At 74.1% G+C, this 14,039-nt stretch carries 13 protein-coding genes; 9 read left to right on the forward strand and 4 right to left on the reverse strand.

Annotated features, from left to right (window positions below; all coding sequences use genetic code 11):
- Positions 1-1,224 carry a trans-sulfuration enzyme family protein gene (locus MTO91_RS10885; protein ID WP_346107116.1) on the forward strand — a complete coding sequence of 408 codons (1,224 nt, stop codon included), beginning with the start codon at positions 1-3 and terminating at the stop codon, positions 1,222-1,224.
- On the opposite strand, the gene MTO91_RS10890 is transcribed toward MTO91_RS10885, so the two are convergent.
- On the reverse strand, positions 1,214-2,362 hold the full coding sequence (locus MTO91_RS10890; RefSeq protein WP_476654851.1) for an acyl-CoA dehydrogenase family protein: 1,149 nt from the start codon (positions 2,360-2,362) through the stop codon (positions 1,214-1,216). The genes MTO91_RS10885 and MTO91_RS10890 overlap by 11 nt on opposite strands.
- An 84-nt stretch (positions 2,363-2,446) precedes the next feature.
- Here MTO91_RS10890 and MTO91_RS10895 point away from each other — a divergent pair, with 84 nt between their 5' ends.
- From MTO91_RS10895 to MTO91_RS10920, 6 genes are all read left to right on the forward strand, one after another.
- Positions 2,447-3,550 carry an alpha/beta fold hydrolase gene (locus MTO91_RS10895; RefSeq protein WP_208820212.1) on the forward strand — a complete coding sequence of 368 codons (1,104 nt, stop codon included), beginning with the start codon at positions 2,447-2,449 and terminating at the stop codon, positions 3,548-3,550.
- Positions 3,551-3,831: 281 nt separating this feature from the next.
- Positions 3,832-4,494 carry a FadR/GntR family transcriptional regulator gene (locus MTO91_RS10900; protein WP_224402840.1) on the forward strand — a complete coding sequence of 221 codons (663 nt, stop codon included), beginning with the start codon at positions 3,832-3,834 and terminating at the stop codon, positions 4,492-4,494.
- The gene (locus MTO91_RS10905; RefSeq protein WP_476654427.1) at positions 4,491-5,255 is read left to right on the forward strand and encodes a creatininase family protein; all 765 of its coding nucleotides are present in this window, start codon (positions 4,491-4,493) and stop codon (positions 5,253-5,255) included. The genes MTO91_RS10900 and MTO91_RS10905 overlap by 4 nt, the downstream gene beginning before the upstream one ends.
- 244 nt (positions 5,256-5,499) lie before the next feature.
- The gene (locus MTO91_RS10910; protein ID WP_476654428.1) at positions 5,500-6,525 is read left to right on the forward strand and encodes a CE1 family esterase; all 1,026 of its coding nucleotides are present in this window, start codon (positions 5,500-5,502) and stop codon (positions 6,523-6,525) included.
- Entirely contained in the window at positions 6,522-8,078 is a 1,557-nt protein-coding gene (locus MTO91_RS10915) for an AbgT family transporter (protein WP_476654429.1), read from the forward strand. Before MTO91_RS10910 ends, MTO91_RS10915 begins: the two co-directional genes overlap by 4 nt.
- 49 nt (positions 8,079-8,127) lie before the next feature.
- Positions 8,128-9,114 (forward strand): aldo/keto reductase, encoded by a 987-nt coding sequence (locus MTO91_RS10920; protein WP_405417794.1) that lies wholly within the window; start codon positions 8,128-8,130, stop codon positions 9,112-9,114.
- Positions 9,115-9,118: 4 nt separating this feature from the next.
- Here MTO91_RS10920 and MTO91_RS10925 read toward each other — a convergent pair whose 3' ends face one another.
- Positions 9,119-9,823 carry a dienelactone hydrolase family protein gene (locus MTO91_RS10925; RefSeq protein WP_251786186.1) on the reverse strand — a complete coding sequence of 235 codons (705 nt, stop codon included), beginning with the start codon at positions 9,821-9,823 and terminating at the stop codon, positions 9,119-9,121.
- Positions 9,824-9,943: 120 nt separating this feature from the next.
- Here MTO91_RS10925 and MTO91_RS10930 point away from each other — a divergent pair, with 120 nt between their 5' ends.
- Positions 9,944-11,308, forward strand: a complete 1,365-nt coding sequence (locus MTO91_RS10930) for an FAD-binding oxidoreductase (RefSeq protein ID WP_405417791.1) — start codon at positions 9,944-9,946, stop codon at positions 11,306-11,308.
- A 38-nt stretch (positions 11,309-11,346) separates the two neighbouring features.
- The gene (locus tag MTO91_RS10935; protein ID WP_476654430.1) at positions 11,347-12,624 is read left to right on the forward strand and encodes a class I SAM-dependent methyltransferase; all 1,278 of its coding nucleotides are present in this window, start codon (positions 11,347-11,349) and stop codon (positions 12,622-12,624) included.
- 10 nt (positions 12,625-12,634) lie between these two features.
- Here the strand turns inward: MTO91_RS10935 and MTO91_RS10940 are convergent, their stop codons facing one another.
- Both MTO91_RS10940 and MTO91_RS10945 read right to left on the reverse strand, forming a co-directional pair.
- The gene (locus tag MTO91_RS10940) at positions 12,635-13,480 is read right to left on the reverse strand and encodes a fructosamine kinase family protein (RefSeq protein WP_476654431.1); all 846 of its coding nucleotides are present in this window, start codon (positions 13,478-13,480) and stop codon (positions 12,635-12,637) included.
- On the reverse strand, positions 13,477-13,935 hold the full coding sequence (locus MTO91_RS10945) for a low molecular weight protein-tyrosine-phosphatase (RefSeq protein ID WP_405417785.1): 459 nt from the start codon (positions 13,933-13,935) through the stop codon (positions 13,477-13,479). Before MTO91_RS10945 ends, MTO91_RS10940 begins: the two co-directional genes overlap by 4 nt.
- Positions 13,936-14,039 lie beyond the last annotated feature (104 nt).

Raw genomic sequence — 14,039 nt, forward strand, 5'->3', positions numbered from 1 at the left:
GTGACCTCCGGCGACCGACCGCCCTTCCTCGCCACCCGCGCGGTGCACGCGGGCAACGACGTCGATCCCGGCACCGGCGCGATCCGCCGCCCGATCGTCGCGGCCAACTCCTACGCGCTGCCCGAGGACCCCTCCGAGCTGGACTGGTCGGGCACCGCGACCCGGCTCTACACCCGCAACGGCGGGGCGAACCAGGGCTGGCTGGAGGACAAGCTCGTCGCCCTGGAGGACCCGCACGGGGTGTCCCCGGGCGGCTGCGCGGCGGTCGCGCTCGCCTCGGGGGTCGCGGCGCTGCACGCGGTGTTCTTCACGTTCCTGCGCTCCGGTGACCACGTCGTCAGCTCCGACGTCACCTACGTCGCCACCCACCGGCTGCTGACCGAGCTGCTGCCCGAGCGGTGGGGGATCACCGCGACGCTGGTCGACTCCGGCGACCCGGAGGCGGTGCGCGCCGCGGTCCGCCCGGAGACCCGGCTGGTGCACGTCGAGACCCCGGCGAACCCGACGACCCGGATCACCGACGTCGACGCCGTCGCCGCCGTCGCACACGAGGCGGGTGCCCTGCTCAGCGTGGACGCCACCTTCGCCACCCCGGTGCTGCAACGGCCGCTGGAGCGGGGTGCGGACCTCGTCGTGCACTCGCTGACCAAGTACGTCAACGGCCACGGCGACGCGATGGGCGGCGCCGTGCTGGGCCGCCGCGAGCTGGTCGAGCGGATCCGCGCCGACGCGATGGTCGACGCCGGGGGAGTGATCAGCCCGTTCAACGCCTGGCTGATCGCCCGCGGCGCGGTGACCCTGCCGATGCGGATGCGCGCGCACTGCGCCGGCGCCCAGCAGGTCGCGGAGTACCTGGAGTCCCGCCCGGAGGTCGCCTACGTCGCCTACCCGGGGCTGGCGTCGCACCCGCAGCACGCGCTCGCGACCCGCACCCTCGACGGCGGGTACGGCGGCATGCTCGCCTTCGCCCTCGACGGGCCGCCGGAGCGGCAGAACCGCTTCGTCGCGGGCCTGCGGGTGATCACCTCGGCGGTGTCGCTGGGCCACGACGAGTCGCTGATCGTGCACGTCGGGGCCGGTGGCGACGGCCGGGCGGCGCACTTCCCACCGGAGTTCCGCCGTCTCGGGCACCTGCGCCTGTCGGTGGGGCTGGAGGACCCGCGCGATCTCGTCGCCGACATCGCGCGGGCCCTGGACGGTGCGGGGGCTCCCGTCAGCCGATGAGCGACCGGCCGACGATCTCCTTCATGATCTCGTTCGTGCCGCCGTAGATCGCCTGCACGCGGGAGTCCACGAACGCGCGGGCGATCGGGTACTCGAGCATGTAGCCGTAGCCGCCGTGCAGCTGCACGCAGCGGTCGACGACGCGGTTCTGCAGGTCCGAGCACCACCACTTGGCCTTCGCCGCGTCGGGCACCGACAGCTCGCCCTCGCCGTTGTGCTCGGTGATGCAGCGGTCCACGAAGACCCGGGCGATGGAGACCTCGGTGTCCATCTCGGCGAGCTCGAAGCGGGTGTTCTGGAAGTTCGCCACCGGGCGGCCGAAGGCCTTGCGCTCCTTGGTGTACTCCAGCGTCATCCGCACCGCGGCCTCGGCGCCCGCCACCGAGGCGACGGCGATCGACAGCCGCTCCTGGGCGAGGTTCTGCATCAGGTAGATGAAGCCCTGGCCGACCTCGCCGAGCCGGTTCGCGTCGGGCACCCGGACGTCGGTGAAGCTCAGCTCCGCGGTGTCCTGGGCCTTCATGCCGACCTTCTTCAGGCGGCGGCCGCGCTCGAAGCCCTCCATCCCGCGCTCCACCACGAACAGCGTGAAGCCGAGGTGCTTGGCGTCCGGGTCGGTCTTGGCGACGACGATCACCAGGTCGGCGAGGATGCCGTTGGTGATGAAGGTCTTGGACCCGTTGAGGATCCAGTCGCCGTTCGCGTCCTGCTTGGCGTTGGTGGCGATGCCCTGCAGGTCCGACCCGGTGCCGGGCTCGGTCATGGCGATCGCGGTGATCAGCTCGCCGGAGCAGAAGCCGGGCAGCCAGCGCTGCTTCTGCTCCTCGGTGCACAGCCGCAGCAGGTAGGGCTGCACCACGTCGTTGTGGAGCGGGAAACCGATCCCGCTGGCCCCGGCGGCGACGATCTCCTCGGCCAGGATCGCGTTGTAGCGGAAGTCGTCGACCCCGCCGCCGCCGTACTCCTCGGGGACCGCAGTGCCGAGCAGACCCGCCGCCCCGGCCGCGGTCCACACCGCCCGGTCGACCTGGCCGTCCTCCTCCCACTGCTCGTGGTGCGGGGTGACCTCCTTCGCGATGAAGGTCCGGCACAGGTCGCGGAACGCGTCGTGTTCGTCGTCGAAGATCTCGCGCTGCATGTCCGGCAGTCTCACATACCCGTCGGTAACTCCGGTCGTCCTCACGGGCCGTCGGTGACCCGCGCGTGCCGGTAGGGTGCGGCCGTGGATCTCGTGGACGCCGTCGCCAACGTGTGGGACCGGGCCGTGGTCGGTCACCTCGCCGACCTGCGACGGATGCCGCGCGACGCGGTGGTCGGCTCGCCGCAGGGCATCCTGTTCCGGTACCGCCCGCTGTCCGGTGTGGACCCCTCCGGCGGTGCACCGGTGCTGCTCGTGCCGCCGCTGGGCGCCCCGGACTTCGCCTACGACCTGCGTCGCGGCTGCTCGCTGGTGGAGCACCTGCTGCAGCAGGGCCGGACCGTCTACCTGATCGACTACGGCCCCAAGTCGTTCTCCGACCGGACCCTGGGCATCGAGAGCTGGGTCGACGAGCTGCTGCCCGACACGATCCGCCGGGTCGCCGAGGAGACCGACGACGAGGTGCACCTCGTCGCCTGGTCGCTCGGCGGGATCTTCGCCCTGCTCACCGTCGCCGCCGCGGTGCAGGCGCGCGACCCGCTGCCGGTGCGCTCGGTCGCCGCGATCGGCACCCCGGTCGACATCTCCCGGGTGCCGCTGGTGGCGCCGATCCGGCCGCTCGCGCAGATCACCGGTGGCCGGCTCATCTCCTCGATCTACCGGGGTGTCGGGAGCTTCCCGGCGCCGATGGTGAGCTGGGCGTTCCAGCTGACCGCGGTGGACAAGCTCGTCACCAAGCCGCTGGCGATCGCGTCGCGGATCGACGACCGGGACTGCCTGGCCCAGATCGAGGCCGTCGACCACCTGATGAGCAACATGCACGGCTACCCGGGCCGGGTGTTCGGGCAGATCTTCCACCTGCTGCTGCGCAGCAACGACCTCGCCGACGGCGGACTGCGCCTGGGCGGGCGGGACGTGGAGCTGTCCGACGTCGGGGTGCCGGTGCTCGTCGTCGCCGGGCGGGACGACGTCATCGCCCCGCTGCGGGCGGTGCGCGCCGGCGTGCCGCTGCTGACCGGCAGCCCGGAGGTGCGGTTCACGACCTCACCGGGCGGGCACCTGGGCGTGCTGACCGGGCGCCGGGCCCGAGACACGACCTGGCCCGAGCTCGACCGGGCCCTGGCCGACTGGGACGCCGCCGCGGACACCCCCGACGTCGCCGACGGCCCGGCCGCCGCCGGGGCCTGACCGGGGCCGGTCCGACCCCTGCCGCCTGGGCGGCCCGGTCCGTCCACAGCCCGGCCCGCACGGTGATCCGGAGTGCGCGCGGTGATCCGGAGTGCGCGCGGTGATCCGGAGTGCGCGCGGTGATCCGGAGTGCGCGCGGTGATCCGCGTTCCGCGTGCGTCCGGATGCGCGCGCCCCGCGGATCAGCGCGCGGATTCGTGATCACCACCGTCGGGAGGCGGCGGGACGGGACGGTGGGGGGAGGGTTGACCCGTTATGTCTCTAAGTGATTTAGTCACTTTATGACCGCAGGGGAGACGCTGTCGGAGCGCCTGGCCGACGACATCATGGACATCATCCGGACCGGGAACCTCGGCCCGGGGGACCAGCTCGCGTCCTCCCGCGACCTGGCGCGACGGTTCGAGGTCACCACCCCGACCGTCCGCGAGGCGCTGCGACGCCTGGAGGCCACCGGGGCCGTCGAGTTCCGGCACGGCTCGGGCACCTACGTCGGCGCCGGGGTCGGGCGGCGGCTGCTCGCCAACCCGCACCGGCCGTCCCGGACCCCCGACGGCGTGCACGAGCTGATCCGCGCCCGGCTCGTCCTGGAGCCGCCGATCGCGGCTGCCGCGGCCCGGGAGCGCGACCCCGCCGGGCTCGCGCTGCTCTCGGAGAGCGTCACCAACGCCCTGCATCCGCCGGTCGGCGATCTCCGCCCGGCGGTGCACTTCCACGTCGCACTGGCCGCGACCAGCGGCAACGCGCTGCTCCGGGAGACGGTGGAGGCGCTGCTGCACATCCGGGCGCGCGACCAGGTCGAGATCCGGCACCGCTACGACGATCGCGAGCGCGACCACGCCGAGCACGTCGCGCTGCTCGAGGCCGTCCGTGGGGGCGACCCGGACCTGGCGGAGCGGCTCTGCCGCGAGCACCTCGCCTCGATCGCCGCGGCGGTGGGCGCGTGAGCACGCGGCGCCTGGGGGAGATGACGACGGTCGAGGCCGCGGCCGCCGTCGTCGACAGCCCGGTGGTGCTGCTGCCCGCCGGGGCCTTCGAACAGCACGGGCCGGGGCTGCCGCTCGCGACGGACCTGATCCGTGCCGAGGCGGTCTGCGACCGCGTCGCCGAGGCACTGGGCGGCACCGCGGTCGTCGGACCGTCGTTGCCGGTCGGGGTGTCGCCGCACCACCTGGCCTTCGCCGGCACGGTCAGCCTGACCACCACGACGTTCGCCACGCTCGTGCGCGAGTACGTCGACGGCCTGTACCGCCACGGCTGGCGCCGGATCTGCGTGGTCACGGGCCACGGCGGGAACGACGCCACCCTCGCGACGGTCGCGCAAGACCTCCTCGCGGCCCGTCCGGACCTGCAGTTCGCCTGGAGCCCGCTCACCACGCTGGCCGCCGACGTCGTCGCCGCGGCCGGGCCGCCCGAGGTCAGCGGGCACAGCGGGCAGGCCGAGACGGCGCAGATGCTCGCCGTCGCGCCGCACCTGGTGCACACCGACCGGCTCACGGCCGGGACCACCCGGTTCGCCGAGCTCGACGCCTTCGGCGCACTGGCCCGGCGGCGCGGTGGTCCGACGCTCACCGCGCCCTACGACCGCCTGTCCGGCAACGGGGTCCTCGGCGACCCCCGCCGGGCCGATCCGGAGCACGGGGAGGCGATCGTCGCCGCGATCGTCGACCGGATCGCCGACTTCGTCACGGCCTGGCTCACGGCCTGACGCCCCTCCGACCCGCACGCACCCACAGCACTCCCGCGGTGGCGCCACCCGGTGCCCCCGTCGCACGACCCTGCCCGCGACCCGGGCGGGGCCACAGCACCGGCCGTCGACGACGCCGTCCGAAGGGAACCCCATGTCCGCACCGAGACCGTCCGCACCGAGACCGTCCGCAGCGACACCGTCCGTTCCGGGACACCCGACCGGGGGCGCGACGCGACGTGCCGGGGGACGCCGCCTGCGTGCCGTGGCGGCGGCCTGCCTGGCCGCGGCCGCCCTGACCACCGGCGCCGCCGTCGCGCCGACACCGTCCGACGCCGCCGTGGTCCCGACCGCATCCGGGTCGCCGGCCGGACCCGCCGGTCCCGGTGCTCCCGCCGGACCTGCCGGCCCCGGCGTGGCGGCCGGACCGGCGGGCGGCCCGCCCGGAGCACGGAGCCCCGGCTGCGGCCTCACCCCGCCGCAGGCACCGGGCACCACCGCCGTCCGCACCGTGGACAGCGGCGGCCTGGCCCGCACCGTGCGCGTCCACCTGCCCGAGGGCTACCGCCCCGACCGGCCCACCCCGGTGGTCCTGGTCTTCCACGGCCGCGGCAACGACGGCGCCACCACCGAGGACTTCTCCGGCCTGTCCGGGCTGCCCGCCGTCGTCGCCTACCCCGACGGGGTCCCCGGCGGTGAGGGGAAGCGCTCCTGGCAGGGCGCTCCGTACTCGGCGCCGGGCGTCGACGACGTCGCCTTCACCGGTGACCTCCTCGACGGCCTCGAGGCCGGCCTCTGCGTCGACCCCGGCCGGGTCTTCGCCACCGGAAAGTCCAACGGCGGCGGCTTCACCGAGATCCTGGCCTGCCGGATGTCCGACCGGATCGCCGCGATCGCCCCGGTCGCGGGCGCCTACTACCGCGACGGCGAACCGCCGTGCCGGCCCGGCCGTCCGGTCCCGGCGTTGTTCGTGCACGGCACCGGCGACGCCACCATCCCCTACACCGGCGACGCCGAGCGCGGCCTGCCCGCGATCCCGGCGAAGGTCGCCGAATGGGTCGCCCGCGACGGCTGCCGCGCCCGCCCGCAGACCCGCCGGATCGAGCCCGACGTGACCGTCGCGACCTGGCGCGGCTGCCGCGACGGCGCCCGGGTGCAGCACGTCGCCGTCGACGGCGGCGGCCACACCTGGCCGGGCGCGACCGCGTACTCCGGCGGCGGCGTCACCACGCAGACGGTCCGCGCCACCGCGCTGGTCGGGGACTTCTTCGGCCTCGGGGGACCGCGATGAGCACCCCCGCCGCCACCCGGGACCGGGAGCTGCCCCGTCTCGTGCGGGCGATGGCCGTCGTCGAACGGGTCGGGAACGCGCTGCCGCACCCGTTCTGGCTGTTCTGGGTGCTGTCGGCGATCCTCGCCGTGGTCAGCGCCGGGCTGGCGGCGGCGGGCGTCGCCGTCGTCGCCCCCGACGGCGAGCCCGTCGCGGTGCGGAACCTGCTCTCCGGCGACGGCCTCGCGATGGCCGTCTCGTCGATGATCGACAACTTCGCGCAGTTCCCGCCGATGGCCACCATCGTCACGGTGATCATGGGCGTCGCGGTCGCCGAGCGCAGCGGGCTGCTCGCCGCGGCCATGCGGGCCGGGGTCGCCCGGGTGCCCGCGTCGCTGGTGGTGTTCGCGGTCGCGTTCGCCGGGACCGTCGCGCACGTCGCGTCGGCCGCGGCGTACGTGATCCTGGTGCCGCTCGGCGGGCTCGCGTTCCGGGCGGTCGGGCGCTCGCCGATCCTCGGGATCGTCGTCGCCTACACCGCCATCGCCTCCGGCTACGACGCCAGCCCGGTCCCCACCCCGAACGACGCGATCTTCGCCGGCATCACCACCGCCGCGGCCCGGATCGTGGACCCGGCGGTCGTGGTGACCCCGGTCGGCAACTGGTTCTTCAACATCGCCTCCTCGGTCGTCCTCGCGCTGGTGATCACGCTGGTCACCCGGGTCGTCCTGGCCAAGCGGCCCGACCTGGACCCCGACACCCCGGACCCTCATGCCCCCGACTCTGCCGTCTCCGATGACGTCGCCGGGCTGAGCCTGTCCGCGGCCGAGCGGACCGGCCTGCGCCGCGCCGGCTGGGTGCTGCTGGGTGGTGCGGTGCTGCTCGTCGCGGTCGTGGCGCCGGAGTGGTCCCCGCTGCGCGGGGAGAACGGCTCGATCGTCGAGTCCCCGCTGGTCGAGGGCATCGGCGCGGTCATCGCGCTGCTGTTCGGCCTGCTCGGCACCGTCTTCGGCCGCGCGGTCGGGACGATCACCACCGCCGCCGACGTCCCGAAGCTGATGGCCGACGGGATCCGGCAGATGGCCCCCGTGCTGGCGCTGTTCTTCGCGATCGCCCAGTTCCTGGCCTACTTCGACTGGACCCACGTCGGGGACGTGCTCGCCGTCGTCGCCGCGGACGCGCTGCGCACCACCGGCGTCCCGATCCCGGTCGTCTTCCTGATGGTGCTGGCCGTGCTCACCGTGGTGAACGTGATGGTCACCAGCGGGACGGCGATGTGGTCGATCGCGGCGCCGGTGATCGTGCCGATGCTGATGCTGGTCGAGGTGCCGCCGGAGACCACCCAGGCGCTGTTCCGGATCGCCGACTCCGGCTCGACGGCGATCACCCCGATGAGTCCGTACTTCGTGATGGCGCTGGGGTTCCTGCAGCGCTACCGCAAGGACGCGGGCATCGGGACGCTCGCGTCGTACACGCTGCCCCTGGCCGTCGCCATGACGGCGGTCTGGACGCTGCTGTTCTTCGCCTGGTGGGCACTGGGGATCCCGCTGGGCCCGGGGGCCCCGGTCCGCTGAGGGGACGGACGCGGGGCGGGGACCGGGACGCTCGGGGACACTGGCGCAGGTGCGCTACCTCGACGCTCCCGGTCCCGGCCCACGACGCTGGTCGGTGATGGGCCTGGGCACCTGGCAGTTCGGCACGAGCGAGTGGGGCTACGGCGACGCGCTGGAGGCCGGGCGGATCGTCGCCCGCGCCCGCGAGCTGGGCGTCACCGTGTTCGACACCGCGGAGCTCTACGGCCCGCTGCGCAGCGAACGGATCCTCGGCGACGCGCTGCGTGCCTGCGGTGGCCCCGGGTGGCGCGACGACGTCGTGATCGCGACGAAGTTCTTCCCGGTCCTGCCCCTGGGCCCGGTGCTGCGGCACCGCGCGGCCGCCTCCGCCGCCCGGCTCGGGGTGACCGAGATCGACCTCTACCAGGTGCACAAGCCGCACCCGCTGGTCGGCGACTCCTCGGCGATGCGCGGGATGGCGCAGCTGCAGCGGACCGGGCTGGTCCGCGACGCCGGCGTCTCGTCGTACACGCTGGAGCGCTGGCGGGCCGCGGAGGAGGCGCTCGGCGGACCCGTGCTGTCCAACCAGGTCGAGTTCAGCCTCCTGCGCCGCAGGCCCGTCGCGGCCCTCGTCCCGCACGCCGCCGCGCACGGCCGCATCGTGATGGCCTACAGCCCGCTCGCCCAGGGCCTGCTCACCGGCCGGTACGACGCCGGCCACCGGCCCACCAACGCGGTGCGCCGCAGCAAGCCGGAGTGGCTGCCGGAGAACCTGGCCGCCCTCGCCCCGCTCACCGACGCCCTGCGCGACGTCGCCTCCGCGCACGACGCGACGCCGTCGCAGGTCGCGCTGGCGTGGGTGGTGTACCACCCGAACACGGTGGCGATCCCCGGTGCGTCGAGCGTGGCGCAGCTGGAGTCCAACGTGGCCGCGGCGGACATCGTGCTGACCTCCGACGAGTACGTCGGTCTCACCGCGGCCGCGCAGCGGGTCCGGCTGCGCACCGGTCCCGCCACGCTGCCCGCCGTGGCCCGGGAGCTGCTGCGCTCCCGCTGAGCCGCTACTTGACGTGCTCGCGCAGGAACTGCGTCGCGCGGGTCCACGCGATCTCCGCCTGCTCGGCGTCGTAGGTGCCCATGTGGTTCTCGTCGTTGAAGAACGCGTGCCCGGCCGGGTACTGCAGGAACTCCGGGCGGGTGCCGGACTCGGCCTGGATGCGGTCGGCGAGGGACTCCACCGCGTCCGGCGGGGCCATGGTGTCCTCGGCCCCGAAGTGGCCCTGCACGGCCGCGGTCAGGTTCGCGAACGACGGGTAGTCCTCCTTGAGCACCCCGTAGAAGGGCACGGCGGCCGCGACCTTGTCGCCCTGCTGCGCGGCGAGGACCAGCACGAAGCCGCCGCCCATGCAGAAGCCGACCGCGCCGACGGCCGAGGAGGTGACGTCGTCGCGCCCGAGCAGGAACTCCACGGCCCCGGCCAGGTCGGTCGCCGCGCCGTTCACGGGCAGCTCGCCCATGAGCTTCCCGGCCTCGTCGGAGTCGTGGGTGGTGCGCCCGCCGTAGAGGTCGGGGGCGAGTGCGACGAAGCCCTCGGCGGCGAACCGGTTCGTCACATCCACGATGTGGTCGGTCAGGCCCCACCACTCCTGGATGACGATCAGACCGGGTCCGGCCCCGGACTCGGGCAGGGCCAGGTAGCCGTGCGCGGTGTCGCCGCCGGAGGGGAAGGTGACGTTCTGCGCGGGGTTCTCGTTGGTGTGTGCCACGGGCGCGATGACATCACGACGGTGCCGGTACCGCCCGCCGGGAAGATCGTTGCGTGCTGTGACGGAGGACCCTCCGTTAATCATGAGCGTCGCAAACGATATGGGTCTATCGTCACCGCCATGCCCGCCGGGACCGCCACCCGAACCGCGCACGACGCCGCGGTGGAGAACCTGCGCCGGGCGCGCGCCGGAGCCGGCGCCGTCCAGCTGGGGAAGCCGTCGTCGAACCTGTTCCGGTTCGGCGACCGCGACACCGGCGCCGCCGCGCGCCGCCTCGACACCTCCGCGCTGGACGGTGTCCTCGGCGTGGACCCGGACCGGCGGACCGCCGAGGTACAGGGGATGGCGACCTACGAGACCATCGTGGACGCCACCCTCGTGCACGGGCTGATGCCGCTGGTGGTCCCGCAGCTCAAGACCATCACTCTCGGGGGAGCGGTCACCGGGCTCGGGGTCGAGTCGACGTCGTTCCGCGACGGGCTGCCGCACGAGTCGGTGCTCGAGATGGACGTGCTCACCCCGGCCGGGGAGCTGCTGCTCGTCACCCCCGACGGGGAGCACGCCGACCTGTTCGCGGCGTTCCCCAACTCCTACGGCACGCTCGGCTACGCGGTCCGCCTGGTCGTCGAGCTGGCGCCCGTGAAGCCCTTCGTGAAGCTCACCCACCACCGGTACGCGAGCGCCTCCGCCGCGTCGGCGGCGATCGAGCGGTTCGTGGCGGCGGGCGAGGTCGACTTCCTCGACGGTGTCGTGTTCGGACCCGACGAGCAGTACCTGACCACCGGGGAGTTCGTCGACGCCCCGATGCCGGGCGCCCGGATCTCCGACTACACCGGTCAGGAGGTGTTCTACCGGTCGCTGCAGCGCCGCCCGGTCGACCACCTCACCGTGCACGACTACCTCTGGCGCTGGGACACCGACTGGTTCTGGTGCTCGCGCGCGTTCGGCGTGCAGCACCCGGTGGTGCGCCGGTTCTGGCCACGCCGCCTGCGCCGCTCGGACGTCTACCGCCGTCTCGTCGCCCTCGACCAGCGTCACGGCGCGTCGAACCGGGTCCGGGAGGCGCTCGGCGGGACCGCCGAGGAGATGGTCGTGCAGGACGTGGAGATCCCGGTCGAGCGGCTGCCGGAGTTCCTCGAGTTCTTCCACCGGGAGATCCGGATCGAGCCGGTGTGGCTGTGCCCGCTGCAGCTGCGCGGGGAGCGGAGCTGGCCGCTGTACCCGATGGAGCCGGGCCGGCTCTACGTCAACGTCGGCTTCTGGTCCTCGGTGGCGGAGAAGCCGGGGGACCCGTGGGCACACAACCGGCTGATCGAGGAGTGTGTCGCCGACCTGGGCGGGCACAAGTCGCTGTACTCGACCGTGCACTACGGCGAGGACGAGTTCTGGTCGCACTACAACGGTGCGGCCTACCGGGCGGTGAAGCAGCGGTACGACCCGGACGGTCGGTCTCCCGACCTGTTCGCCAAGGTCACCGGCCGCTGACGAGCGCACCGCGGGGATCGACAGGGGAGGGATCGGCGATGACAGGAGTACTGGAAGGGCGGGCCACGACGACCGAGCCGGTGGCGGGGATCCTGTCCCACGTCCTGGGTTCCACGCGTGAGCTGCGGGTGGAGGGGTTCGACGGATCGCGGTCGGGGCCCGACGACGCCCCGGTCACGTTGCGGGTGAACTCGCCCCGGGCGCTGGCCCGGCTGGTGAGCGCCCCGGGGTCGCTCGGGCTGGCCCGGGCGTACGTGACCGAGGAGCTCGACGTGGAGGGGGACCTCTACACCGCGCTGCGCGCGATGTCGGAGGTGACGCTGCACTCGATCCCGCGCCGGGAGCAGCTGTGGCTGGCGCGCCGGCTGCTGCCCTACTGGCGCGAGCACCGGATGCCGCCGCCCGACCTGGAGGCCCGCCCCAAGGGGCTGCTGCACTCCCGGCGGCGTGACTCGCAGGCCATCTCGCACCACTACGACGTGTCCAACCGGTTCTACGAGTTCGTGCTCGGGCCGTCGATGACCTACACCTGCGCGGCCTACCCCGACGCCGACGCGTCGCTGGAGACCGCACAGGCCACCAAGTACGAGCTGGTGGCGACCAAGCTGGATCTGAAGCCGGGGATGCGGCTGCTCGACGTCGGCTGCGGCTGGGGCGGCATGGTCCGCCACGCCGCCCGCGAGCACGGCGTCCGCGCGCTCGGGGTGACCCTGTCGAAGGAGCAGGCCGCCTGGGCGCAGGAGGCGATCGCCCGCGAGGGGCTGTCCAACCTGGCCGAGGTCCGCCACCTCGACTACCGCGACGTCCCCGACGGCGTCTACGACGCGGTGTCCTCCATCGGCCTCACCGAGCACATCGGCAAGGCCAACCTGGACTCCTACTTCGCCTCGATGTACGCCAAGCTCCGGCCGGGCGGGCGGATGCTGAACCACTGCATCACCCAGCCGCACCGGCCCGACCACCGTCACACCGACCCGTTCATCCACCGCTACGTGTTCCCCGACGGGGAGCTGGAGCCGGTCGCGGCGCTGGTGGACGCGATGAACGAGGCCGGGTTCGAGATCCGGCACGAGGAGAACCTGCGCGAGCACTACGCCATGACGCTGCGGGACTGGGGCGCGAACCTGGAGCGCAACTGGACCGACGCCGTCGCCGAGGTCGGCGTCGGCCGGGCCCGGGTGTGGCGGCTCTACATGGCCGCGTGCCGGCTGGGCTTCGAGCTGAACAACATCCAGCTCCACCAGGTGCTGGGCGTGAAGCTCGGCGACGGCGGCGCCGCCGGGTTCCCGCTGCGCGGGGAGCACGGGGCGTACTGAGACCGGGGGATCAGCGGAGACGGCGCGCGGCCGCGGCGGCCTGCGCGCCGTACCCGCCCCCGAACAGCACGGCGTGCACCAGGAGCGGGAACAGCTGGTGCAGGTCGACCCGCTCGCGCCACCCGTCGGCGAGCGGGGAGTGCTCGTCGTAGGCGGCGAGGACGACGTCGAGGTGCGGCAGCCCGAACAGGTCCAGCATCGCGAGGTCGGACTCGCGGTGCCCGCCGTGCGCGGCCGGGTCGATCAGCCACGCGGCGCCGTCCCCGGGGCCCGACCAGAGCACGTTGCCCGACCACAGGTCCCCGTGCAGGCGGGCCGGCGGCTCGTCCGGACCGGCCAGGGCACCGATCCGTCCGCACACGTCGTCGACGGCGGCGGCGCCGGCCGGGTCGAGGGCGCCGCGGTCCCGGGCGGCCCGCAGGTAGGGCAGCACTCGGTCGGAGGCGAACCAGTCGCCCCACGGGCCGTCGTGCGGACGGTTCTCCATCCGCGTGTGCCCGATCCACGCCCGCGCCGGCCCGCCCGGCGGCGGGGCGCCGAACGCGTCGGCCCCGGCGGCGTGCAGCGTCGCCAGCTCCCGGCCGAACCGCTCCGCGGCGCCGGGCGTCGCCCGGCCCCGGGGGACGAGCTCGGTGACCAGGACCGCGTCGTCGGCGCCGAGCACACGGGGGACCGGCGGTCCGCCCGGCACCGCGATCCAGCGCAGCCCGGCGGCCTCGGCCGGGGCCGCTCCCGGGTCCGCCGAGGCGTCCTTGACCACGACGACGGTGCCGTCGTCCAGGGTCGCGCGCGGCGGGTGCCCGGCCGGTCCGTCCCGCACGGCGCGGCCGGTCAGCCGGGCGACGCGGTCGGTCACGCGTTCCGGGTGACGAACTCGACCAGGCCCGGCACCGCCGCGACGATCATGGCGTGGACCTCGGCGAACCCGTCCGGACCGCCGTAGTAGGGGTCGGGCACCTCGGCACCCGCGGGGGCTGCCGGGTCGAACGAGCGCAGCAGCCGGACCCGCTTGGGATCGGGCACCGACCGCTCGAGGGTCCGCAGGTGCCCCATGTCCAGCGCCACCAGCAGGTCCGCGGAGAGGATCTCCGAGTCGACCTGGCGGGCGCTGTGGGCGGTGTCGTGACCGTGCTCGGCCAGCACCTGGGCGGCGCGGGAGTCCATGGGCTGCCCGATGTGCCAGTGGCCGGTCCCGGCGCTGGTCACGCGCACCCGGTCGGCCAGCCCGGCGGCCTCGACCTCGGCGGCGAGGATCTTCTCGGCGATCGGGGACCGGCAGATGTTGCCGGTACAGACGAAGACGACGTTCACTGCGACGTTCCTCCGGGGAGCGGGGGCACCGACGTCGACCCTGACGCTCGGGTGTGGTGGCCGGGCCATTGTCCACCGCGCACCGGTGCGCGCCGTAGGGTGGC

This window comes from Pseudonocardia sp. 2-7 (assembly GCF_056341085.1).